The following is a 21,652-nucleotide window of genomic DNA, read 5'->3' as shown; positions in this document are numbered from 1 at the left end:
GAGAATTATGAGAAAGAAAACACTTGCATTGTTTCTGACATGTGTACTGGCTGCAGGAATGCTTGCCGGATGCGGAAACAAAGACAGCAAAGACAACAATCAGGTAGAAAATTCGCAGGGTACAGAGTCTGCAAAAGACGATCAGGCAGCCGCAGATGAGGTAGCAAAATTGATTGATGCTATTTATGTACAGGAGAGAACCGATAAAACAGATGAGCAGTGCGCAGCTGCAAAAGAAGCATGGGACAAGCTGACAGATGCACAGAAAGCACTTGTTTCAGGCGAGAATGCAGATCCGGATTATTTTGGCAGAGACACCGGGGATGCATCCAAGGATGATCCGTTAAATGAGGATAACATCGGGGAGAACGAAATTCTTGTGGTAAGTTTCGGAACTTCTTTCAACGACAGCCGTGTTGCGGATATCGGTGGTGTGGAGAAGGCCGTTCAGGAAGCAAATCCAGACTGGGCAGTCCGCAGAGCATTTACTGCACAGATTATTATCAATCATGTACAGGCCAGAGATGGTGAAAAGATTGATAACGTGGATCAGGCATTGCAGAGAGCTGTAGATAACGGTGTCAAGAATCTGGTGATCCAGCCGACACACCTGATGCATGGTGCAGAGTATGATGAGCTCGTTGGAGAACTGGACGCATACAAGGATAAATTTGATAAAGTTGTTGTTGCGGAACCTCTGCTTGGTGAAGTTGGTGACGATGCAACAGTGATCAATGATGACAAGAAGGCAGTTGCAGAAGATATCACAGCAGAAGCTGTAAAGACCGCAGGCTATGATTCCTTAGATGCTGCAAAAGAAGACGGTACAGCATTTGTATTTATGGGACATGGTACTTCCCATTCTGCAAAAGTAAGTTATAGCCAGATGGCTACACAGATGGAAAAACTCGGATATGACAACGTCTTTATCGGAACTGTAGAGGGTGAGCCGGAAGATACTTCCTGTGAGAATGTGATTCAGGCAGTGAAAGATGCCGGATACAAGAAAGTAATTCTTCGTCCGCTCATGGTGGTAGCCGGAGATCATGCAAACAATGATATGGCAGGAGACGATGACGATTCCTGGAAAAGCCAGTTTACTGCAAGCGGTAATTTTGACAGCATTGATACACAGATTGCCGGACTTGGTGAGATTGAAGCTGTTCAGAAACTTTATGTAGAGCACACAAAAAATGCAATTGAGTCACTTGGAAAAGTTTCCAAGTCTGCTTCTTCCAGCGCGGATGCCGCGCTGGAGGATGGCACTTATACCGCAAAGTTTAATACCGACAGTGGGATGTTTCATGTCAATGAAGCAGACAATGGATGTGGAACCCTTACCGTAAAAGACAAAAAGATGACCATTCACATCCGTCTGGTATCCAAGAAAATCGTAAATCTGTTTCTGGGAAGCGCAAAAGATGCAGAAAAAGACGGTGCAGAATTGTTACAGCCAACGACAGATAAAGTAAAATACAGCGATGGAACGACAGAGGAAGTTTACGGATTTGACGTGCCGGTAGAAGAACTTGGAAAAGAGTTTGACCTTGCAATTCTTGGAACCAAGGGAACCTGGTATGATCATAAAGTCAGTGTATCAGATGCACAGAAAAAATAAAATGTGAGTTGTCTGCCAGACGGCGGCAATTCCGGTACATCGTATTTGAAAATGATGTACATGTGTCAGAAGTTACAGGAAAACAGATAGGATGGATCGGAGAAATCATCCGGTCAAAGAGAAAAAGTATGAAAAGCAGGAAATTAACGGTAATTATAGTGTCCCTTTGTATGTGTGTGTCGGTTTTGTCCGGCTGTGGTTCTACGGCAGAAAAAGAACAGGTGCAGCATGCCGCGGAAACGCAGACTGCCACCGCGGAACCGGACACATCGCTGGAAGACGGAGAATACACCGTAAATGTAGAACTGGAAGGCGGAAGCGGCAGAGCTTCCGTAGATTCTGAAGCAAAAGTGAAAGTGACGGACGGACAGGCATATGCAACCATAGTCTGGAGCAGTAATTATTACGATTACATGCTGGTCGATGGAAAAAAATATACAAATGAGAACGAGGGCGGGAATTCAACGTTTACATTTCCAATTGCCGGAGTTCCGTGTACGATGGATGTAGTAGGAGACACTACAGCCATGAGCCAGCCGCATGAGATTGATTACACCCTGACATTTTCTTTTGCAAAAGATGTAAGTTTTAAAGATCTGAAACAGACCGGGCAGGTAAAATTGTCCTATGCCGATCAGTTTCAGATCGATGAATATGGAAATTATAAGCTGATTACGATCGTGGACAACGGTCGTTTTTTGCTTATTCCGAAAGGGGTTTCGGTGCCAGCGGATGTACCGGAGGATGTAACTGTTTTACAGCAGCCGTTAAACCATGTGTACCTTGTATCGTCTGCGGTGATGGATCTGATCTGTCAGACCGGTGGGCTGTCACACGTTGCATACACCGCATTGAAGGAAGACGACTGGTATGTGCAGCAGGCGAAGGATGCCATGGCAGACGGTTCTTTGGTTTATGCCGGGAAATACAGTGCCCCGGACTACGAACAGCTGTTACAGGGCGGCTGTACATTTGCAATCGAAAATACGATGATTACACACAATCCGGAAGTGAAAGAAAAACTCGAAGAACTTGGCATCAGGGTGATGGTCGAGCGTTCCAGTTATGAAAAGCATCCGCTGGGACGGCTGGAATGGATCAAACTGTTCGGTGTTTTGTTTGGAAAACAACAGCAGGCAGATGACTATTTTAATAAACAGGTAAAACGTGTGAAACCGATTATGGAAAAAAAGAGTACCGGGAAAAAGGTGGCTTTTTTTGCAGTTTCCTCGGACGGGACGATCACTGTGCGCAAGCCAAACGACTATGTCTCTGCGATGATCGGACTTGCAGGCGGTACCTATTCACTCGGAAATTATACGGATGAAGAAAAAAATGCACTTTCCACGATGAAAATGCAGATGGAAGATTTTTATTCTGCGGAGGTTGATGCGGATGTGCTGATCTACAACGGAACCATTGAGGGGGAATTGACGTCCGTTGATGAGCTGGTAAAGAAAAACAGCCTGTTTGCGGATTTTCAGGCGGTAAAAAGCGGACAGGTATACACAACGGGAAGCAATTTTTACCAGCAGTCTACCGGAACCTGTGATTTTATCGAGGATCTGAATCAGATCCTGACGGGAGAAGGGGATGGAACATACCGGTTTCTGAAGAAATTGCAGTGAGCCGGAGCGTACGGATGTACAAATAATAACAATTGTCGTAATGCATGAGGAGCAGAACATGAGATCACAAATAAAAGAAAAAAAGAATAATTCCGGGACAGAAACAAACAGAACGCTCCGCTATCTGGTTTCTTTTCTTGTGATCATGGGATTGCTGGTCGTTTTGTTTTTCTGGAATATCGGTGTCGGAAGTGTGGAAATGTCTTTTTTTGATTTTCTGGGCGTGCTGACAAAACATCAGCCGGATTCCACACTGTATCAGATTGTCTGGAAAATCCGTCTGCCCCGTATCATTGCTGCAGTTCTGCTCGGAGGGGCACTTTCCGTATCCGGTTTCCTGCTGCAGAGTTTTTTCCAGAATCCGATTGCAGGACCGTATGTGCTTGGGATTTCCTCCGGAGCCAAACTTGTCGTGGCACTGACCATGATCTTTCTTCTGGAAAAAGGGATTATGGTCAGTTCCCTTGGAATGGTGGTAGCTGCATTTGTCGGTTCACTGCTTGCCATGGGATTTGTCCTTCTGATTTCGTTTCGGGTATCGAATATGTCGCTTCTTGTAGTGTGCGGTATCCTGATTGGTTATATCTGTTCGGCGATTACGGATTTTTGTGTGACGTTTGCGGATGATTCCAATATTGTCAATCTTCACAATTGGTCAATGGGAAGTTTTTCCGGTATGAGCTGGGAGCACATTCGCATCATGGTCATAATTGTTGGAATCACGGTTGTGATTACCTTCGGGCTTGCAAAACCAATCAGTGCTTATCAGATGGGAGAATCTTATGCCAGAAATATGGGTGTAAATGTAAAAGTGCTGCGCATTGCACTGATTTTACTGTCAAGTCTGCTGTCGGCATGTGTGACCGCGTTTGCAGGACCGATTTCTTTTGTCGGGATTGCGGTACCACATCTGATCAAACTGGCAACCCGCACGGCAAAACCGATTATTCTAATTCCGGGATGTTTTCTTGGCGGCGCAGTGATTACGCTGTTCTGTGACGGGATTGCGCGGACGGTGTTTGCACCGACAGAGATCAGTATCAGTTCGGTGACTGCGGTATTTTTAGTGCCGGTGGTAATTGCGGCAATGTTGCGAAAGCAGCGGATGTGATGAATCGTGGAAGACAAATAACGTGCAGACAGAAAGCCAAAACGGATAAGGACGCAAAGGCAGGAAGAAAGTTACTATGAGCAGACACAAAAATGCAAATGGAAAATAATTGGAAAGTGATGAAAGAAGAAAACGGAAAACAACATAACGGGCAGAATATGCTAAATGAGCCAGGGCAGTTTCCTGCACAAGATATACCAAACGATGCCGAGCAGCTTACGATGCGTGATCTGACTGTGGGATACGACCGGATTCCCCTGATTAAAAATATCAATCTGGGTGTCCGGCCAGGGGAAATCCTCACACTGATCGGACCAAACGGCTCCGGAAAATCGACAATTTTAAAGACCATCACCAAACAGCTTAAAACCATTGGCGGCAGTGTTTTTCTGGGAAAAGAATCCATGCGGGAACTGACGGACAGTGAAATTTCCAGACATCTTTCGATGGTCATGACAGAGCGCATCCACACGGAACTGTTAAGCGGCAGGGATGTGGTGGCAACCGGGCGCTACCCGTACACGGGGAGGCTTGGTATCCTCTCACAACAGGACTGGAAAAAGGTGGACGAGGCGATTGCCCTGGTGCATGCCGGGGAAGTGCAGCAGCAGGATTTCCGGAGAATCAGTGATGGGCAGAGGCAGAGACTTATGCTGGCACGGGCGATCTGCCAGGACACACAGGTTCTGATTCTTGATGAACCGACTTCCTATCTGGATATGGGATTTAAACTGGACATTCTTACAACCATCCGCATGCTGGCACGGAAGAAAAACCTGGCAGTTATCATGTCATTGCATGAACTGGATCTGGCACAGAAAATTTCGGACACCATTGCGTGTGTGAAAGGGGACCGTATTGACCGGGTCGGGACACCGGAGGAAATCTTTTCCGGGAACTACGTGCAGCAGTTGTACGGTGTAAAGTCCCGGCAGTTTGAACCGCAGACCGGACAGGTTTTTATGGAAAGACCGGAAGGAATTCCAGAGGTATTTGTGATTGGCGGTGGTGGAACAGGGCTTGCGGTTTACAACCGCCTGCAGCGGCAGAATATTCCATTTGCAGCAGGCATTCTGCAGGAAAATGATGTGGAGTATGCAGCGGCATCTGCACTTGCCGCTTGTGTTTTTTCGGAAAAAGCATTCTTTCCGGTTTCGGAAGAAACCTTTTTGCGGGCAAAACAAATGCTGGGCAGTTGCAAAACCTGTATTTGTGCATTGACAGAATTTGGCCCTTATAATGAGAAAAACCGGCAGCTTTTTGAATATGCAAAAAAACTTGGCAAAATCTAAAATAATTCTAAACAGAATCTAAAAAAAACAGGACGTGTCCTTGACGTTTTTACAAAATCGAGGTATAGTACGCTACGTTTCTGCGGCAGACAGTCAGCAGGAACGCAGCGTATTTTATATTGGAAAGAAAAGAGGAAAAGCAAAAATGACTTTTTACCAGGAATTACAGCTGAGTTCCGTCGGCTCAAAACAGCTGATCAAAAACACAACAGACAAAAAAGAAAAACGCAGACATATCCTGATCTATAATTTTAAAGTCTATCTTGTTATGGCATTCTGCGTCGCTGTGGTTACACTGTTTAGTAAAATATTCGGTGCAGATAACAGTGTACCGGGAGTGGTTGTGCTGCTGGCAGTACTTGTGCTCCGGCAGGCAGATTTCGGGGTGCGTACCAGTCATGGGTTGCTCTGTATTGCGGGAATTTTTGGGATTTTAATCGCAGGACCGAGAATTACCAATATGATGCATCCGGTTCCGGCATTTTTTGTGAATGTGGCATGTATTCTGATTCTCATGATTTTCGGATGCCACAATGTGATCATGTCAAACCAGTCCACGTTTGTCCTTGGATATCTGCTTTTGCAGGGGTATGATGTGAGTGGACATGCCTATGTGCTACGTGTGATCAGTCTGTTGATTGGTATGGGAATCTGTATGGCTGTATTTTATAAGAATCAGAAAAACCGTCCATACCGCCGGACGTTCCTGGATCTGTTCCGGGAATTTGATGTACGTTCCGCGCGGAACTGGTGGTATATTAAGCTGACACTGATTGTTTCTTCGGCACTGCTGATCGTGTCACTGCTCGGATGGCCGCGTGCTATGTGGGCGGGAATCGCCTGCATGTCTGTATGTCTTCCATTTCATGAGGACAGTGTGGAGCGTGCAAAACGCAGGGGACCGTTTAATATTGTGGGGTGCATGATCTTCCTTATTTTGTATCATGTGTTACCGGAATCCATGTATCCGTATATCGGGATGATCGGTGGAATTGGTGTGGGTTATTCTGCAGGATATGCATGGCAGACCGTATTTAATACGTTTGGCGCACTGTCGATTGCATCGGGGTTATTCGGTGCAGGTACGGCAGTGACGCTGCGAATTATATTCAATGTGATGGGATCTGTATATACCGTCGTATGTGACAGATTTTTGGATTTCCTCAGAAAAAGAACGGAAATCCACCGGGTGGGTGAGATGGCATAAAATCAGTAGATCACCCGGTTCCGCCCACTCTCTTTGCCGAGATAAAGCTTGCGGTCGGCTTCCTGAATGACAGATTCCATGGTATGATTTCTGCCAAATTCTTCGACTCCGAATGTCATGGTTACATGAATCAGTTTGCGTTCGTATAATACAGGAGTGTGCCGGATATCATCCAGAAGGTCAGACATCAAAAGCTGAACCTCCTCCATATCCATGCCGGGAAATACAAACAGGAATTCTTCTCCGCCCCAGCGGCAGACTTCTCCTTTTTCGCCTATTACCGTGCAAAACAATCTGGAAAGTGTGCGGAGAACTTCATCCCCGGCATCATGCCCGTAAGTATCATTTACATGTTTGAAAAAGTCGATATCCCCCATGGCAACAGTCAGGGTCTGTAATTTATGCTGCGTGTATCTGGAAATACATGTTTCCAGACGCTTATACATCTGCCAACGGTTGAAAAGCCCGGTCAGGGGATCCGTGGATGCGATATGTTCCAGTTCCAGATTGTAACGTATAAGCTTGTGTTCCATCTGCTGGGAATTCTGGGTGAAAATAATCATAACGGTGATCAATTCTGCAAAAATAAACAAAGTGTCTATGGTCTGTATGCAGATACTGGCATCTGTGGAAAGCTGGATGACCGGCAGATGATACCGTGTATAGGAATACAAAAGCAGGCGGTAAGCACATGTGCAGATTCCAACAAAGATTTTAGTGCGTATGCGGTGGAAACTGACTGCAAAATTTAATACGAGAAGTACAAACAGGAAGTGCTGTACACCGCAGTCCCACCCAAATCTCTGTATAAATACAGTAATCCACAATAACGTCAGTAATTGTGAAAAAATGGAAGCAAAATGTGTATGGTTTAGATAGGTAATCCGGAAAGCAAATACATATAAAATGCCACAGATGAGCGTCAGCAGGGAGGAAGGAACATCCCGAAGAAAGCAGCAGACACAAAAAAGGACAAGAAAATAAACGCTGAGAATCAGTGCGTACAGACGCAGGGTCACAGCAGTGGTTTTTGTCTCATTTGGATTTTGTACATCCTGAAATATAAACGCCCCTATTTTTTTATGAATCATATGTAATCCCCCAATAAACATATGCCGTTCCAAAACATCTATAAGAATTATATCACAGTATAAGAAAAAGAAAAGCGCATTTTTCACATACTATCCATACTTGAATTCATGGAAATTACATTGTATAATCAGTAAGGTTGAGGAATAAAATAACAAAGAACATATAGGAGGAATCTATTATGGTTACTTGGGACAACTTGGATACCCTTGCTTCTTTTCAGAACCTTTCAAAAACAGGTCGCATAGATCTGAAAAAAGTAATGTCTGGCGAGAACGGGGCAGAGCGTGTGAAAAATTACAGTATTCCAATGGCAGAGGGATTGGTGTACAACTATGCTGCAAAGCAGGTGGATGATGATGTACTGGAAGCTTTGGTTAAGCTTGCAGAAGAAGCACAGCTTTCCGAAAAATTTGAGGAGCTTTACAACGGTGCAGTGATTAACACCGGAGAGAACCGTCTGGTTCTTCATCAGCTGACCCGTGGACAGCTTGGAAAAGCCGTTGTAGCAGATGGTGTGGATAAGCGTAAATTCTATGTGGAGCAGCAGCAGAGAATTGCTGATTTTGCCAATAAGGTACACGCTGGTGAGATTACAAACGCTGCTGGTGAAAAATTCACAACAGTTGTCCAGATCGGTATCGGTGGAAGTGACCTGGGTCCCCGCGCTATGTATTTAGCACTTGAGAATTGGGCAAAGAAAAACAACACATTCAAGATGGAAGCAAAATTCATCAGTAATGTAGATCCGGATGATGCAGCCGCTGTATTGAATTCTGTAGATGTTGCCCATTCTATTTTCGTACTTGTTTCCAAATCAGGTACTACACTTGAGACACTGACCAATGAGTCTTTCGTTAAGGACGCGTTAAAGAAAGCAGGCCTGGATGCTTCTAAGCATATGATCGCAGTTACCAGTGAGACTTCCCCTCTGGCAAAGAGTGATGATTATCTGGCAGCATTCTTCATGGATGATTACATCGGAGGACGTTATTCTTCTACATCAGCCGTTGGTGGAGCTGTATTATCCCTGGCATTTGGACCGGATGTATTTGCACAGTTCCTGGATGGCGCCGCAGCAGAGGATCAGCTTTCCGCAGAAAAAGATGTATTAAAGAACCCTGAAATGCTGGATGCACTGATTGGTGTATATGAGCGCAACGTACTGGGATATCCGAGCACCGCAGTGCTTCCGTATTCACAGGCACTCAATCGTTTCCCGGCACATTTACAGCAGGTAGATATGGAGTCCAACGGTAAATCCGTAAACCGTTTTGGAGAGCCTGTAAATTACCCGACAGGTCCTGTTATTTTCGGCGAGCCGGGAACAAACGGACAGCATTCCTTCTATCAGTTACTGCATCAGGGAACCGATATCGTACCGCTGCAGTTTGTAGGTTTTAAGAACAATCAGCTTGAAACCGATGTTGATATTCAGGGAAGCACAAGCCAGCAGAAACTCTGTGCAAACGTTGCGGCACAGATCGTTGCATTTGCATGCGGTAAAGAGGATGATAACCGCAACAAGAACTTCGAAGGCGGACGTCCATCTTCTATTATCATTGGTGATCAGGTAAATCCTAAGACATTAGGTGCATTACTGGCACACTTTGAGAACAAGATCATGTTCCAGGGATTCTTATGGAATGTCAACAGCTTTGATCAGGAAGGTGTTCAGCTTGGCAAAGTCCTTGCAAAGCGCGTTCTTGCACATGAGACAGACGGAGCACTGAAAGTATTCAGTGATCTGTTAAATATCTAATCGGATTTTTGTCTGAAGCAGGTCAAAGATATAAGACATATATAAAAAAAGGAGTATGGAAAACAACGGTGTTTTTCATACTCTTTTTTTGTTCTTGAAAAAATATGGGATGATTGACAGGAAAGAAGCCATTAGAGTATCATAGGCTTAGCAATGGATCAGGGAGTAGAAAAACGTGACAACATTTGAAATGCTGCAGGAACTGCTTGCGCAAAATGAATTTGAACTTTTGTTGCCGGAGGATTATACAGCGAATACAACAGAGCAGGATATCCGGTTGGTTTATCAAATGAATGATACCGTGGAGAGTTTTCTTGTTTTTCGGAAAGCAATCTTCACAGGCACATACAAAAAGGATTATGAAGGGAAACTGGATGCTTCTTATGACCGGGATCAGAACCGGTATGTGCTTGGAGTACGGCAGGGAGACAGTGTTATTACCCTGTTTTATCAGAAGTTGGAGCTGGAAGTAAATCTATATAACTATGGAGAGATTGCACATTTTTGGGTTCCGCGATATGAAAATCTGCGTCAGCTGGAATTTCGGATTGCAGTGCTGTGGGACAAGTATACCTATTTGGGGGAAAATTACTGCAGTGAGGGGGAAAAGCATCTGGTTCATCTGGCGGATGTCCCGGCGCTTAATTTCTGCTCTTACTGTGCTGCACCGGAGCCGTATATGGTGCCACATGAGATGCCGAAAGGGTCTTTCCTGCAGGGCCTGGATGTGATGGAGCAGTTGGCGAAGCAGGCGAAAGACTGGCTGCTGGTTGGCTGGATTCGCTTTTATCGCAGACATCCGTCAACAATTGTAACCAGGTGGGTGGCACACGTCCTGCACCATAGCATTCATTTTGGCTTTGTGAAAACACTTACGGAAACGATCAAAAAGGAGACGGCCATCTATCCGCGACGCCTGTTCGGAAAAAGCGGAGAGGAACGGCTGGCACTGTGCCTGAAAAAAGCAAACGCACGGAAGGAAGAACTGGAAAAGACGGGCGCATATGTAGAAATTGTGCGGCAGGAGCCATTTACAATTGCAAAAGATCAGCTGGATTTAAAGGTGTATCTGCTGGTCAGCCGCCAGGGGATGGTAAACCAGAAGATTCAGGTGGAGGAAATCGTATTGTAATTTTGTTGTTACAGTTCGCCGGGTAACCTGTGAACTGTAACACAGTAACGAATAAAAAGACAATCAGGTTAGAATTTGATTGAAAGACTTTTTCTAAAATGATAGTATAGATACATGGGAAACTAGAGAGCCGGGCGGCTTACCCTCTTTTTCGGAGGGGCTAACCCTCCAGACGAAAGAAAGGAGGGCGTTGCCAATGTATGTTACATATTCTGATTTGATTCAGATAGGGATATTCATTTGCGCCCTTGTTGGATTGTGTTACACGATTTTCAAGGGAAAACGAAAATAGCCGCCATTACTCGCAATAATGACGGCTGTTGTTAAAACAGATTTTTAATTATTGGGGTAAGCCGCTTCTCTAGCTTTCCCTTTTTCTATACATAGAATAACATATCTTTTGAATCTCTGCAAGGAAAAGTGTGAATCGATTCATAATTTGTTACTGTTCACTCAGCACCTGAACACCATGCTGTTCAGGTACACATTTTCCCCCTTTTTGTGAAATGAGTTGACTTCATCACACAGGTGTAATATATTGAAGAAAACATATCATTTTCGGAGAGGGGGAATTTTTATGTGGATGTTACTGGGGATTCTTGTAGTTGGTGCGCTTGGAGGCGTATGTATGGCTGCACTCCGCAATGTGAGCGGGGATGTCGGTGGAGGCATGGGCAGAGATTATATGGAAAAAGAGTGGGGAATTACAGAAAATAAAAAAGAGTAGAAAGACAAGATGGGATTATTAGAACAGATCAAAAAACCGAATGCAAAAGCATTTACACATAGCGGAAAATTTCATGCGGATGATGTATTTTCATCCGCATTATTGTTGTATCTGAATCCACAGATTACAATCACAAGAGGAAACCGTGTGCCGGAAGAATATGATGGGATTGTATTTGATATTGGCAGAGGGCGGTATGATCATCACCAGAGAGACAGCCGTGTGCGTGAAAATGGAGTACCGTATGCCGCCTTTGGTCTGCTCTGGGAAGAACTCGGAGGCGAAATCTTAGGCGGGACGTTAGCGCAGCGGTTTGATGAAGAATTTGTGCAGCCACTGGATAAAAATGATAATACCGGGGAAAAGAATGAGCTTGCATCACTGATTGGCAATTTTAATCCGGTGTGGGATGAAACGGAAGCGGCCGATGGAGTGACAGAGGAAGAAAGAGATCGCGGTTTGTCCGTCGGATTTTTGAGGGCCGTGCAGGTGGCAGGGATGGTCCTCGAAAACAAGTTTGCACGCTATCGCGCAGATGCGCGCGCGGATGAGAAAATTAATCAGGTGCTTGCCATGCAGGAGACACAGGGTGGTGATGCGCGTATTCTGGTGCTGCCGGAATTTGTTCCGTGTCAGAAGAGGCTGAAGGAGACGGATATAGCGTTTGTTATTTTCCCGTCAAATCGTGGCGGATATTGTATCCAGCCACAGAAGAAACCGGATTCCATGAATTACAAATGCAGTTTTCCAAAGCAATGGCTGGGGCTTGAAAATGAAGAACTGCAGGAGGCTACAGGGCTTGCCAGCGCAGGGTTCTGCCACAAGGGCGGATTTCTTATGACGGTTGGAGACGAGGCGGATGCCATCAGGGCATGCGGGATCAGTCTGGAAGAATATGAGCAAAAGCCGGTGATTGTGTGTCTGTGGGATGCCGGAGAGGCACAGGAGACAAAAAATTGCGAGAGAGAAGAAACAGAGCATATGCTCAGGCAGATTCCGGATATGACCGATGCACAGATCTGTCACATGACACTTCCGCATCTTCCGGATCTGGAAGAACAGGGCATGTATGCGGAAGTTGCGATGGAAAAAGAAGACTGGAAAAAGTATATTAAAGAGTTTGTAAAACAAATACTCGAATGTAAACCGGAAGCGGTTTATGTTACGGCAGATCTGTTTGCAGCTTATCCGGTGGTGCATGCACTCCGCAAAAAACACATGCCGGTACTGATGCGCGCAAAGAAGGAAGGAAAGACCCGCATCGTGCGGCTTCCTTCGGGATCGTAGACCAGAAAGAGAGGAAGAACAATGGACGAGTCAGGAAACCACAAACAGGCAGAACAGAGGGAGAGAATCCGGTGGATCGTATCGATTTTGATTCCCCTTTTGTGTGCACTTCTGTCATTTTGTGTGATTGCAAAATACACCTCATCTCCAACTATGAAGATAAATGCACACGCGATTCAGTCACTGGATGACAAAAAGACAACTGCATTGGAACTGACAGCAGCGGCAACAGCTGCTTCTGCCGCAATTACGCTTATTCCGGGAGATGCCGGTACTCCGATTGCGGATAAACTGGCCGATCTGAGTTCGTATTTTCTGATTGTTGTCTGTGCAATCTATCTGGAAAAATATCTGGTTACCATTACGGGGCTGGCAGCATTTAAACTGTTGATTCCGATTGGATGTATTTTGTTGTCGCTTTGTTTTGGATTCAAAAAAGATCTGGGCAGGACCATTGCCTGTAAGCTGGTTTTGTTTGGGCTGGCTGTTTATCTGGTAGTTCCGGTAAGTGTCAGGGTTGCGGATCTGATTGATGCGACATATGGAGCTTCCATGGAAAATACCATTGCATCGGCAAAGCAGGCGACGGATGAGATCAAAGGAGAGGCGGATACACAGAGTCAGGGGAGCAGCAGTTCCGATGACGGTGGGAAAAGTAGTTTCTGGTCGGGACTGGTGGACAAAGTTGAGAATACCGTGACCGGAGCAAAAGTAAATCTGGAAAATACACTGAACCGGTTTATAGAAGCGATTGCGGTAATGCTTGTGACTTCCTGTGTAATACCGATTCTTGTTCTGTTGTTTTTTGTCTGGCTTGTGAAACTGGTACTTGGGGTAAATATTACGTTGCCACAGATCGGGAAAAAGAAGAAAGAGGGAAAAAGAATATGAAATTACTGATGAAACAGCGTGTTTTTTCATGGACGGATACCTATGATGTCTATGATGAGGCGGGAAATAAAAAGTATTTTGTAAAAGCAGAATTGTTTCGGCTGGGGCACCAGATCCATGTATTTGATGTTTCCGGAAATGAAATTGGTATGATCAAGCAACGTCTGTTTACGCTTCTTCCTTCGTTTGATATTATAATCGGTGGACGTGAATTTGGAAATATTCAAAAGGAATTTACGTTTTTTAAACCGCGTTATGAAATTGATTATAACGGATGGCGTTGTGAGGGAGATTTCCTCGCCTGGGATTATGATGTGTATGCGGGCTGCAGTTCGGTCGTACATATTTCAAAGGAACTGTTCCACTGGGGAGATACCTATACGATTAATATTTTAAATTCCGAAGATGAGATTCCGGCACTGATGCTTGTCATTGCCATTGATGCAGCGAATTGTACACAGGGAAAATAAAAAAGTTGGAATAACGAATCGGTCGTTATTCCAGCTTTTTCATTTCTTTCATTTATTTGCAGGCTTTCGGAAGTGAAAATTTAGTTGCCTTGTTGAAGTTTTTGTATGTAACAGATGTCTTAATCTTGGAGTAGGACATATCGGAATCCGCTACAAGAGAACTAAGATACTCGTTCATGAAGTCTTTCATGTCGATCGTCTGTTTTACCGGATAATAGGTCTTCTTATCAATCCAGAGAGAGATGGTAATCGGAGAAAGAGAACTGTAATCAGAAGATGTTCCCTGTGTGTTATCTCCGTTAAGTCCAAGTTGTGCAAGAAGACCGGCAATATCTTCGCCCTTCAGCTGTGCCTGAATCTGTACGGTTGATTTTCCGTTGACGGTTACGCTGTTTTTGACAATTTTTAAATCCGAATACATATCTGTGGTCTGTACAGAACTGAGCATATCGGAGTAGTCAGACAAATCCAGGGTTGATTTTTCATAGGTTTTGTTATCCGTAGAGGTGTACTGCAACAGTTTGTTGCCTTTTTGTTTTGTGTAGGAGATTACTTTTATTTTTGTGTCCTTACCGTTGGAAGGGATTGTCATCGTCATAACGGTTTTGGTTTTCAGCGGACTGGCAAAAGCAATCGTTGTTGACGTGGTTTTGGTGGATGTGGTTTTTCCCTGAACCGACATGTCCATATCCATGTTCATTTTCATCTCATAGGATTTCAATTTTTCTGTGGCTTTCGCCATTTTGTTGATGTACTGCTTGGCAGAAAGGGTTGCTGCCGCTACAGGAGTAGTGCCGGCAAAAGCGCATACTGCCATAACTGCGGTAAGCACAGCTGCCAGAAATTGTTTCTTTAACTTTTTCATAAAATAAAACCTCCATATTTTTTATTGATATGGAGGTATCGTATCATCTAAAGATGTTTTTCGTCAATAAGACCTTTTTCCTACATTTGCTTTATTTGGAATCCATTCGTGTCACAATCATGTGAATGATATATGGAACAAGGATCACCGGAATGGCAAGGTAAGCCAGAAAACTGTAAGCTTTCTGGATCAGTGTCAGAAGCCCGAACTGTGCGATGCCAAAATCAATCAGACAGCAGATCAGTGCAATGATAATCTCACGGGAGGAGATGCGTTTTCTGGTGTTTATGTCCGGAGTTTCTGCTTTTGGTGTCCCGGCAGATACATCATTTTTGCCGGACAGGGTTCGTTTTTTAAGTCCGTCGGATACACGTTTCACCATGGCGGCAACCATATTTACGGCGGTGGATACGGCACCGAGGATAATCAGAATGGAAATTAACGGTGTCATAAATCCTTTTCCAATACCGTTTTGCACCATAAGCAGTGTCGGTACGCTGGTACCTGCCATATCCGGGCTTGTGGAAACGGTCATAATTCCAAGACAGACCATCGTCATCATCAGCGCGTTGATGATAAAGCCGAGCCCCATGCTTTTGACTGCATCGCCCGGTTTTTTGAATACTTTGGTATGCTGGACAAATACCGCAATGTTTGCCAGCTGGAACGTTCCGTAAAGGAATGCGGAGTAAAGTGCCTTTCCGAATGGTTGTGTGGATGTTGTCATCTGCTGTGCGGTTGCGCGGATGGCAGACCAGCCGTGGATGATATTCGGAATGTATACAATCAGAAGTCCGGCAATGATGCAGATGGAAAGCACGGAGGCTACCCGGCGCACCAGGTCGGTGCCGAAAATGGCAACGATAAAGATGAAAATGCCGATGATCAGTGTACACAGCAGATACGGAAGTCCTGTCAGTGTACTTAATGTTGCACCGCCGGTTGCAAAGGCAACCGCAGGAGCGACACACATGACACAGATATAGAGCACTTCAAACAGGTTGGAAAAAACTGGGGCGAATTTTCCGTAAAAAGCATTGTTGTACGAGCGGTAATCGTATACTTCGTGTTTCCTGGCAAAGCGCATGCCGTAGGCAAAAAAGATACCGTTATAGAGCATGGCAAGTGCAGGCATGATCAGACACCAGATGCCGAACCGTACATAGTAACTGTAAATCTGGGCGCCGGAAGCAAATCCGCCGCCGAAATGCGTGGTGAACCAGACAAAGGCAACACCAAAGATGATGGAATAGGTGCCGGTGCCGGCAGAAGATTTTTTATGCATTTATCTGTCTGCCTCCCGTTCTTTCAGCTGCTTCATTGCAAGGGTCAGCATTTCTTTTGTTACTTTGTATGGGTAATGTCTGATATCGGACATTTCCGGGATGCGGTCCATACTTTCCTCCCACTGTTCTTCCGTAATCTCAATCTGTTCCAGGGAGGTCGGAAGCTGCAGCTGTTTGTTTAAGGTATAGATTTTTTCAAATTCCTCGTACTGCTGGTCGACAAGCAGTGCAAACAGAACACCGAATCCCACGACTTCTCCGTGCAGATGTTTTTCTTCAATGATCGGATAACTGGTCAGCGCATAAAAAATTGCATGCGCCAGCCCGCTGTTATAATCCGGGGTGAAATCTTTCGTCAGGAAAATGGAGGCAATTCCGGTTGTCACGACGATGGCAAGGACAACCTGCTCCACATCGTAGGTACATAATCCTTTTTTATGATCCTCGAGTGCTTTGGCACCGTATTCCAGAAGCGGATTGCGGCACATGACACTTAATGCCACACCAAGGGAGGTGAAATGTTCCAGCTGTTCCCCACGGGAAGAGATGGTTGCCTCATAGTATTTGGCATAGGTATCGCCAATGCCCGCCCACATATACTGTGCAGGGGCTTTGGCAATAATTTCTGTGTCGATAAATGCGTGCATGGCAGGCCGTATAAAAAAGTTCGGTTTTAAGAAGGTGCCGTCCTCGTTGTACATGATGGATACCGAAGTACAGGCTGCACAGTTGGAGGCGATGGTCGGGAACGTAAAGACCGGCTTATCGTCTGTGATGCACAGGCATTTGACAGTATCCAATGCTTTTCCACCGCCCACACCAAAGACCATGTCCGCTTTTTGATAAACGGAAAGCTGGCGCAGTTTTTCTACGGTTTCGTAGGTGCAGTCACTGCCGTACCGTTCGACACCGATGATTTCTAAGTTTGTTTTTGCTACATAAGCGCGGATTTTTTCTTCCGCTGCTTTAAGTGCGCGTCTGCCACCGATCAGAAGTACGGTTTTTCCGTAGGATTCACAGACCGGTCCGATTTTATCGTAGATGTGATCGCCGATGGAATAGCTTGGCAGATGCACTTCGTAATTTTCTAATTTCATAAGTTCTCCTTTATTTTCGCAATCGCCTGCGATATAACACAGTTTATACCAATTGCCTGTTACTGTTCAATAGAAACTTTCAAAGTTTTGCTTCATCCTGAAATGAAAATGTAAAATGTACTTGACACACAATGTAAAGTACGCTATACTTCATGATGTAAAGCAAACTTGACAAAAATTCTGTGAGGAGGGGAAGCATGAAAACAAGAATTCAGGATCTGCGCAAGGAGCGGGGAGTGACCCAGAGTGAGCTTGCAGATGCTGTGGATGTGACCAGACAGACGATCATATCCCTGGAGGGAGGCAGATATAAAGCCTCTTTAGTGCTGGCACACAAACTTGCACAGTTTTTTCACGTAACCATTGAGGAATTATTTATATTTGATCAGGAGGATGAAAACATATGAAGGGATTTTGTTTATTTTCAGGAAGTAAAGTGACAAACAACGAGGAATTCCGCAAGCAGCTGCAGGCGAAAAATAAATGCCTGCTGGGATTGATTCTGCTTGGCGTAATCAGTGCGGCAGCCGCTTATTATATGGAATTTTGGGGAAAGATGAAAGCAGACGATTATATGCTGGGTGTATATTGTGGGATCGGTGTGGGGCTTATATGTTCTGGAATTATTTTTTTGATCCGCAATAAGCGTCTGATGAAAGACGAAGGGAAATTAAAGGAAGCAAGACTGCAGGTAACGGACGAGAGAAATATTGAGATTGGGTCGCGTGCGTTAAAGATGGCAGCGTTTGTGCTTCTGATTGTAATGTATTTTGCCTTTCTTTTTGGAGGACTGTATGATCCGATGATCAGTAAGCTGATGTCGTGTATGATCTGTCTGTTTCTTATTGTCTATGCAATTGCATGGAGAGTACTGAACAAGCATATGTAGAAATGAGGATATATGAAAACAGAACGAAAGAAAATCCGTCCGGATTATTATGATGAATTCAGCTGCATTGCCGGCCAGTGTCCGATTACCTGCTGTCAGGAGTGGAAGATTGCGGTGGATGCGGATACGAACCGCAGATGGAAGAAAGTCCTTCCGCCGGATACGATGCCGGGATGCGCTAAAAGCCAGTCGTTGGATCAGGTATCTGGAGATGTAAAAAATTGTGGGAAAAATCTCAGCACTTATACTTGTATGAAAGATGGAATCCGGGTTATCCGGCTGGACGAGGAGCATCGATGCCCATTTCTTGCCAAAGACAAACTGTGCCGTCTGGTTTTGGCGTATGGGGATTCGATTCTCTCGGAAACCTGCACGACATTTCCACGGGAAATGCACCGGTTTGCAGATCATGAAGAAGATACATTGATGCCGGGGTGTCCGGCGGTGATTGATCTGTGGCGGCATAAAGAGATTACGTTTCCATCGGTCGTGCACAGCAATGCAGACATTTCAAGTGAAAACACGTGGACAAATGTGTCGGAACATACCATGTGTGTGGAAAAAGACGAAAAAAAAATGATGTTTCTGATCCGGGAACATATTCTGGCGTTACTGGGGGACCATACGGTTTCTATCGAGGAGGCTCTGCTGGAAAGTTTTTATATTCTGCTGGAGTTGTATAAAAATCAGCCCATCACACCGGAACTGGTGGAAGAATATTTTTCTCCAGAAACACTGCTGCAACTGCGCACCGCAATCACACAGGCAAAGAGCACAATCTCTTCGCTGGAAACCTGGGAAGAATGCAATGAGCTTCTGCAGGATCTGGCGGTCAATTACCGGAAAGAGGGATTGTATGAGAAGTTTTTGACACCAGTGATTACACAGGCAGAATATTATTCCCAAATTTTCGGAAGGCAGGGAATCCATGTGGGAGAAGATATGGATGCCACTAAGGGGGAAAATGAGGCAGGACAGCTTTGGGATCGGTGGAGACAGTTCCGGAATGCATTTGTATCGTATGAACTGTTGCTTCGTAATTTCCTCAGAAACGAAGTGTTTTCGGATCTGATTTTGCCGGAGAATTTTGAGACGGAACCGGAAGAAGCTGATAATCTGGAGCACATGGTGCTGCAGATGCAGTGGATTGCGATTGCGTATGCGGCAATCCGGCAGAGTCTGTTTTTGAAATGGTGTCTGGATGCAGATGGGATATCAGCAGAGGAGGCACTCGATTATGAGACGGTGCGGGAGTATATGGTGGTGATTTCTCGTATGACCGGGTATGAGGATGAGGATATCCGCGGGTATCTGGAAAATAGTTTTGCGGAACTTATATGGGATTGGGGATATTTTGCGTTGATCATTTAAATTGCTGTTTAACAGCGGGGTCTGGAGCCTTTTGTTTTTCAGAGGGACGGATTTTGTGGGGGAGTTGGTTTGGGTATAAGGTTTCTCGATATGACGGAAGAAGGGGGACATTCTCTTTCTCCAGAAAAATTTACAAGTTAGCTCTGGCGTTGGTTTCAGGTACGTGGAGTAAAGTTTTTCAGTTTGCGCAATTCACTATGGGTTGTGAGTGCCAGAGCAAGTTGCAAATTTGTTCTTCCGAAAGAAATGTCCCCCTTCTTCCTGTGGATTGGAAAACTATAAGAAAAAGAATGATGCCCGCAAATCCTGTCTGTGGAACAAACATAAAGGCACCAGAACTTGCAGTTAAGGGGACGCCTCAAAAAGAGCTACGAATCCCATGAACTGGAATAAACATAAAAATACCCTGTTAAATCACTTGATGATAAGGCCGGGTATCTATAGATGAAAAATTAAAGTTTTAGGTGACGGTTTTCCGAAATTTTAATGCTTGAAATCAGGAAATGTCACCTATATAGTAAAAATTGCCTTTCCAGATACCGTTTTTTTAGAAAAAGTGGTATCTGGAGAAGCAATTTTTGATCTATAGAGACTTTCCGGTATCTGAATGTTAAATTTTCAGCGTGTAGGTACCATAATGGTATCTTTTACGTGAATGTTATTGGCATAGATACCACGATGGCATTTTTCCTATGAATTTTAATTATATAGAACCCATCCTTTATTTATAAGTTTATAATGCCCGATCATATAAAGGCTTCAATAGAACGATTGTTTCACAAAATACCGGCAATGAAATTTCCACTTATTAGCAAGTCAAGCTTCCCAAACATTTATCACTTTACTGTAAACACTCATTGTATGCATTTCCTTCCGGGAGCGCCTTTAACTGCAAGTTCTGGTGCCCTTATATTTGTTCCACAGACAGGATTTGCGGAAATATGTTTCTCAATTATATTATCTCCAGCCAACAGGAAGAAGGGGGACATTTCTTTCGGAAGAACAAATTTGCAACCGCGCCGTAGTTCCATCACATAACGCTAATGGCATAAAAGTAAAATATTTGTCAAACTTACCTGAAATCAATATCGGCGCTAACTTGCAAATTTTTCTGTAGAAAGAGAATGTCCCCCTTCTTCCGTCGCATCGAGAAACCTTATACCCAAACCAACTTCCCCACAAATCCGTCCCTCCTGCCAAACCCAAAAGGTCCCAGACCACGCAGTTAAACAGCAATTTAAAAGAAAACGAACAGATGAAAAAATTATGCAGATATAGTATAATAGACAATAATAAACCAAAAGAGAAACTTGCCAGACTGGGGGAAACATGGAACCACAAAAGCAGAATGACGGTGTGCGCTACAAACTGGCAAATGCCATGAAAGAATGTATGCGCACTGCACCGGTAGAAAAAATAACCGTAAAAGAAATTGTAGAAACCTGTGGGTTGACGCGTCAGACATTTTATCGGAATTTTCAGGATAAATATGATCTGATCAACTGGTATTTTGATAAGATTTTGCTGGAATCATTTGAGCACATGGGAGAAGGAAGAACCGTCTACGAGAGCCTTGTCAACAAATTTGAATACATTCAGATGGAGCAGCTGTTTTTTCGGGCGGCATTCAAAAATGATCAGCAGAATTGCCTGAGAGATCATGATTTTGAACTGATTCAGGAGTTTTACACAAAGCAGATCGAAAGCCGGACAGGAAGAAAGATTTCCACCGAATTGCAGTTTGAACTGGAAATGTATTGTCTTGGTTCGGTTTATATGACGGTGCAGTGGGTGCTCGGGTATCGGAAATGTACGCCAGAAGAGCTGGCCCATGCGTTGACCGAATCCATGCCTGTGCGGCTGCAGGACGTATTTCAAGAACTGGGATTAATATAGGAAGAAACTGTAAAAAATGCATCCGCTTGGTCTA

18 protein-coding genes and 1 pseudogene are annotated in these 21,652 nt (G+C 44.6%); 15 read left to right on the top strand and 4 right to left on the bottom strand.

All coding sequences use genetic code 11. From position 1 onward, the window contains the following. Positions 1–7: 7 nt before the first annotated feature. From DXD06_RS02850 to DXD06_RS02830, 5 genes and pseudogenes are all read left to right on the top strand, one after another. Positions 8–1,207, top strand: a pseudogene (locus DXD06_RS02850) (sirohydrochlorin cobaltochelatase); the annotation flags it as partial. A 473-nt stretch (positions 1,208–1,680) separates the two neighbouring features. Then, positions 1,681–3,246 (top strand): ABC transporter substrate-binding protein, encoded by a 1,566-nt coding sequence (locus tag DXD06_RS02845; RefSeq protein ID WP_243000837.1) that lies wholly within the window; start codon positions 1,681–1,683, stop codon positions 3,244–3,246. A gap of 58 nt (positions 3,247–3,304) precedes the next feature. Beyond that, positions 3,305–4,357 (top strand): FecCD family ABC transporter permease, encoded by a 1,053-nt coding sequence (locus DXD06_RS02840; RefSeq protein WP_117830575.1) that lies wholly within the window; start codon positions 3,305–3,307, stop codon positions 4,355–4,357. Positions 4,358–4,578: 221 nt separating this feature from the next. Next, positions 4,579–5,649, top strand: a complete 1,071-nt coding sequence (locus tag DXD06_RS02835) for an ABC transporter ATP-binding protein (RefSeq protein WP_117830687.1) — start codon at positions 4,579–4,581, stop codon at positions 5,647–5,649. Between the two features lie 145 nt (positions 5,650–5,794). Then, the gene (locus DXD06_RS02830; protein WP_022045498.1) at positions 5,795–6,856 is read left to right on the top strand and encodes an FUSC family protein; all 1,062 of its coding nucleotides are present in this window, start codon (positions 5,795–5,797) and stop codon (positions 6,854–6,856) included. 2 nt (positions 6,857–6,858) lie between these two features. Here DXD06_RS02830 and DXD06_RS02825 read toward each other — a convergent pair whose 3' ends face one another. Beyond that, entirely contained in the window at positions 6,859–7,947 is a 1,089-nt protein-coding gene (locus DXD06_RS02825; protein WP_207737073.1) for a GGDEF domain-containing protein, read from the bottom strand. 179 nt (positions 7,948–8,126) lie between these two features. Here DXD06_RS02825 and DXD06_RS02820 point away from each other — a divergent pair, with 179 nt between their 5' ends. The 6 genes from DXD06_RS02820 (at position 8,127) to DXD06_RS02800 (ending at position 14,214) form a co-directional block, all read left to right on the top strand. Further along, a complete protein-coding gene (locus DXD06_RS02820; protein ID WP_117830574.1) occupies positions 8,127–9,707 on the top strand; it encodes a glucose-6-phosphate isomerase in 1,581 nt (526 codons plus the stop codon). 175 nt (positions 9,708–9,882) lie between these two features. Next, entirely contained in the window at positions 9,883–10,839 is a 957-nt protein-coding gene (locus tag DXD06_RS02815; RefSeq protein WP_117830573.1) for a DUF3878 family protein, read from the top strand. Between the two features lie 577 nt (positions 10,840–11,416). Beyond that, positions 11,417–11,566 carry a hypothetical protein gene (locus tag DXD06_RS16995; RefSeq protein WP_022044884.1) on the top strand — a complete coding sequence of 50 codons (150 nt, stop codon included), beginning with the start codon at positions 11,417–11,419 and terminating at the stop codon, positions 11,564–11,566. 9 nt (positions 11,567–11,575) lie between these two features. Continuing rightward, entirely contained in the window at positions 11,576–12,853 is a 1,278-nt protein-coding gene (locus DXD06_RS02810) for an MYG1 family protein (RefSeq protein WP_117830572.1), read from the top strand. A gap of 21 nt (positions 12,854–12,874) precedes the next feature. Further along, positions 12,875–13,744, top strand: coding sequence for a hypothetical protein (locus DXD06_RS02805; RefSeq protein WP_022044882.1), 870 nt, complete (start codon positions 12,875–12,877; stop codon positions 13,742–13,744). After that, positions 13,741–14,214: an LURP-one-related/scramblase family protein gene (locus DXD06_RS02800; protein WP_117830571.1), complete on the top strand. Its 474-nt coding sequence runs from the start codon at positions 13,741–13,743 to the stop codon at positions 14,212–14,214. Before DXD06_RS02805 ends, DXD06_RS02800 begins: the two co-directional genes overlap by 4 nt. A gap of 52 nt (positions 14,215–14,266) precedes the next feature. Here the strand turns inward: DXD06_RS02800 and DXD06_RS02795 are convergent, their stop codons facing one another. The 3 genes from DXD06_RS02795 to DXD06_RS02785 all read right to left on the bottom strand — a co-directional run bounded on the left by DXD06_RS02795 (position 14,267) and on the right by DXD06_RS02785 (position 17,462). Beyond that, positions 14,267–15,079 (bottom strand): DUF6612 family protein, encoded by an 813-nt coding sequence (locus tag DXD06_RS02795; protein WP_055262469.1) that lies wholly within the window; start codon positions 15,077–15,079, stop codon positions 14,267–14,269. A gap of 91 nt (positions 15,080–15,170) precedes the next feature. Continuing rightward, complete coding sequence (locus DXD06_RS02790; RefSeq protein WP_117830570.1) at positions 15,171–16,364, bottom strand: YkvI family membrane protein; 1,194 nt, start codon at positions 16,362–16,364, stop codon at positions 15,171–15,173. Continuing rightward, positions 16,365–17,462: an iron-containing alcohol dehydrogenase family protein gene (locus tag DXD06_RS02785; protein ID WP_117830569.1), complete on the bottom strand. Its 1,098-nt coding sequence runs from the start codon at positions 17,460–17,462 to the stop codon at positions 16,365–16,367. Between the two features lie 197 nt (positions 17,463–17,659). Here DXD06_RS02785 and DXD06_RS02780 point away from each other — a divergent pair, with 197 nt between their 5' ends. The 4 genes from DXD06_RS02780 (at position 17,660) to DXD06_RS02760 (ending at position 21,618) form a co-directional block, all read left to right on the top strand. Further along, positions 17,660–17,869, top strand: a complete 210-nt coding sequence (locus DXD06_RS02780; protein WP_117830568.1) for a helix-turn-helix transcriptional regulator — start codon at positions 17,660–17,662, stop codon at positions 17,867–17,869. Then, entirely contained in the window at positions 17,866–18,351 is a 486-nt protein-coding gene (locus DXD06_RS02775) for a hypothetical protein (protein WP_117830567.1), read from the top strand. Before DXD06_RS02780 ends, DXD06_RS02775 begins: the two co-directional genes overlap by 4 nt. Positions 18,352–18,363: 12 nt before the next feature. Continuing rightward, entirely contained in the window at positions 18,364–19,722 is a 1,359-nt protein-coding gene (gene fliB, locus DXD06_RS02770; protein WP_117830566.1) for a flagellin lysine-N-methylase, read from the top strand. A 1,329-nt stretch (positions 19,723–21,051) separates the two neighbouring features. Further along, complete coding sequence (locus DXD06_RS02760; RefSeq protein WP_022046818.1) at positions 21,052–21,618, top strand: TetR/AcrR family transcriptional regulator C-terminal domain-containing protein; 567 nt, start codon at positions 21,052–21,054, stop codon at positions 21,616–21,618. Positions 21,619–21,652 lie beyond the last annotated feature (34 nt).

This window comes from Roseburia sp. TF10-5 (genome assembly GCF_003462365.1).
Lineage (GTDB): Bacteria > Bacillota > Clostridia > Lachnospirales > Lachnospiraceae > Roseburia > Roseburia faecis.
This window is presented reverse-complemented; position numbering and strand designations above follow the sequence as displayed.

Coding starts and splice junctions, on each gene's coding strand:
- DXD06_RS02840 (WP_117830575.1), top strand. CDS start 3,305: ATGAGATCACAAATAAAAGAAAAAAAGAATAATTCCGGGACAGAAACA.
- DXD06_RS02835 (WP_117830687.1), top strand. CDS start 4,579: ATGCGTGATCTGACTGTGGGATACGACCGGATTCCCCTGATTAAAAAT.
- DXD06_RS02830 (WP_022045498.1), top strand. CDS start 5,795: ATGACTTTTTACCAGGAATTACAGCTGAGTTCCGTCGGCTCAAAACAG.
- DXD06_RS02825 (WP_207737073.1), bottom strand. CDS start 7,947: ATGATTCATAAAAAAATAGGGGCGTTTATATTTCAGGATGTACAAAAT.
- DXD06_RS02820 (WP_117830574.1), top strand. CDS start 8,127: ATGGTTACTTGGGACAACTTGGATACCCTTGCTTCTTTTCAGAACCTT.
- DXD06_RS16995 (WP_022044884.1), top strand. CDS start 11,417: ATGTGGATGTTACTGGGGATTCTTGTAGTTGGTGCGCTTGGAGGCGTA.
- DXD06_RS02810 (WP_117830572.1), top strand. CDS start 11,576: ATGGGATTATTAGAACAGATCAAAAAACCGAATGCAAAAGCATTTACA.
- DXD06_RS02805 (WP_022044882.1), top strand. CDS start 12,875: ATGGACGAGTCAGGAAACCACAAACAGGCAGAACAGAGGGAGAGAATC.
- DXD06_RS02800 (WP_117830571.1), top strand. CDS start 13,741: ATGAAATTACTGATGAAACAGCGTGTTTTTTCATGGACGGATACCTAT.
- DXD06_RS02795 (WP_055262469.1), bottom strand. CDS start 15,079: ATGAAAAAGTTAAAGAAACAATTTCTGGCAGCTGTGCTTACCGCAGTT.
- DXD06_RS02790 (WP_117830570.1), bottom strand. CDS start 16,364: ATGCATAAAAAATCTTCTGCCGGCACCGGCACCTATTCCATCATCTTT.
- DXD06_RS02785 (WP_117830569.1), bottom strand. CDS start 17,462: ATGAAATTAGAAAATTACGAAGTGCATCTGCCAAGCTATTCCATCGGC.
- DXD06_RS02780 (WP_117830568.1), top strand. CDS start 17,660: ATGAAAACAAGAATTCAGGATCTGCGCAAGGAGCGGGGAGTGACCCAG.
- DXD06_RS02775 (WP_117830567.1), top strand. CDS start 17,866: ATGAAGGGATTTTGTTTATTTTCAGGAAGTAAAGTGACAAACAACGAG.
- fliB (WP_117830566.1), top strand. CDS start 18,364: ATGAAAACAGAACGAAAGAAAATCCGTCCGGATTATTATGATGAATTC.
- DXD06_RS02760 (WP_022046818.1), top strand. CDS start 21,052: ATGGAACCACAAAAGCAGAATGACGGTGTGCGCTACAAACTGGCAAAT.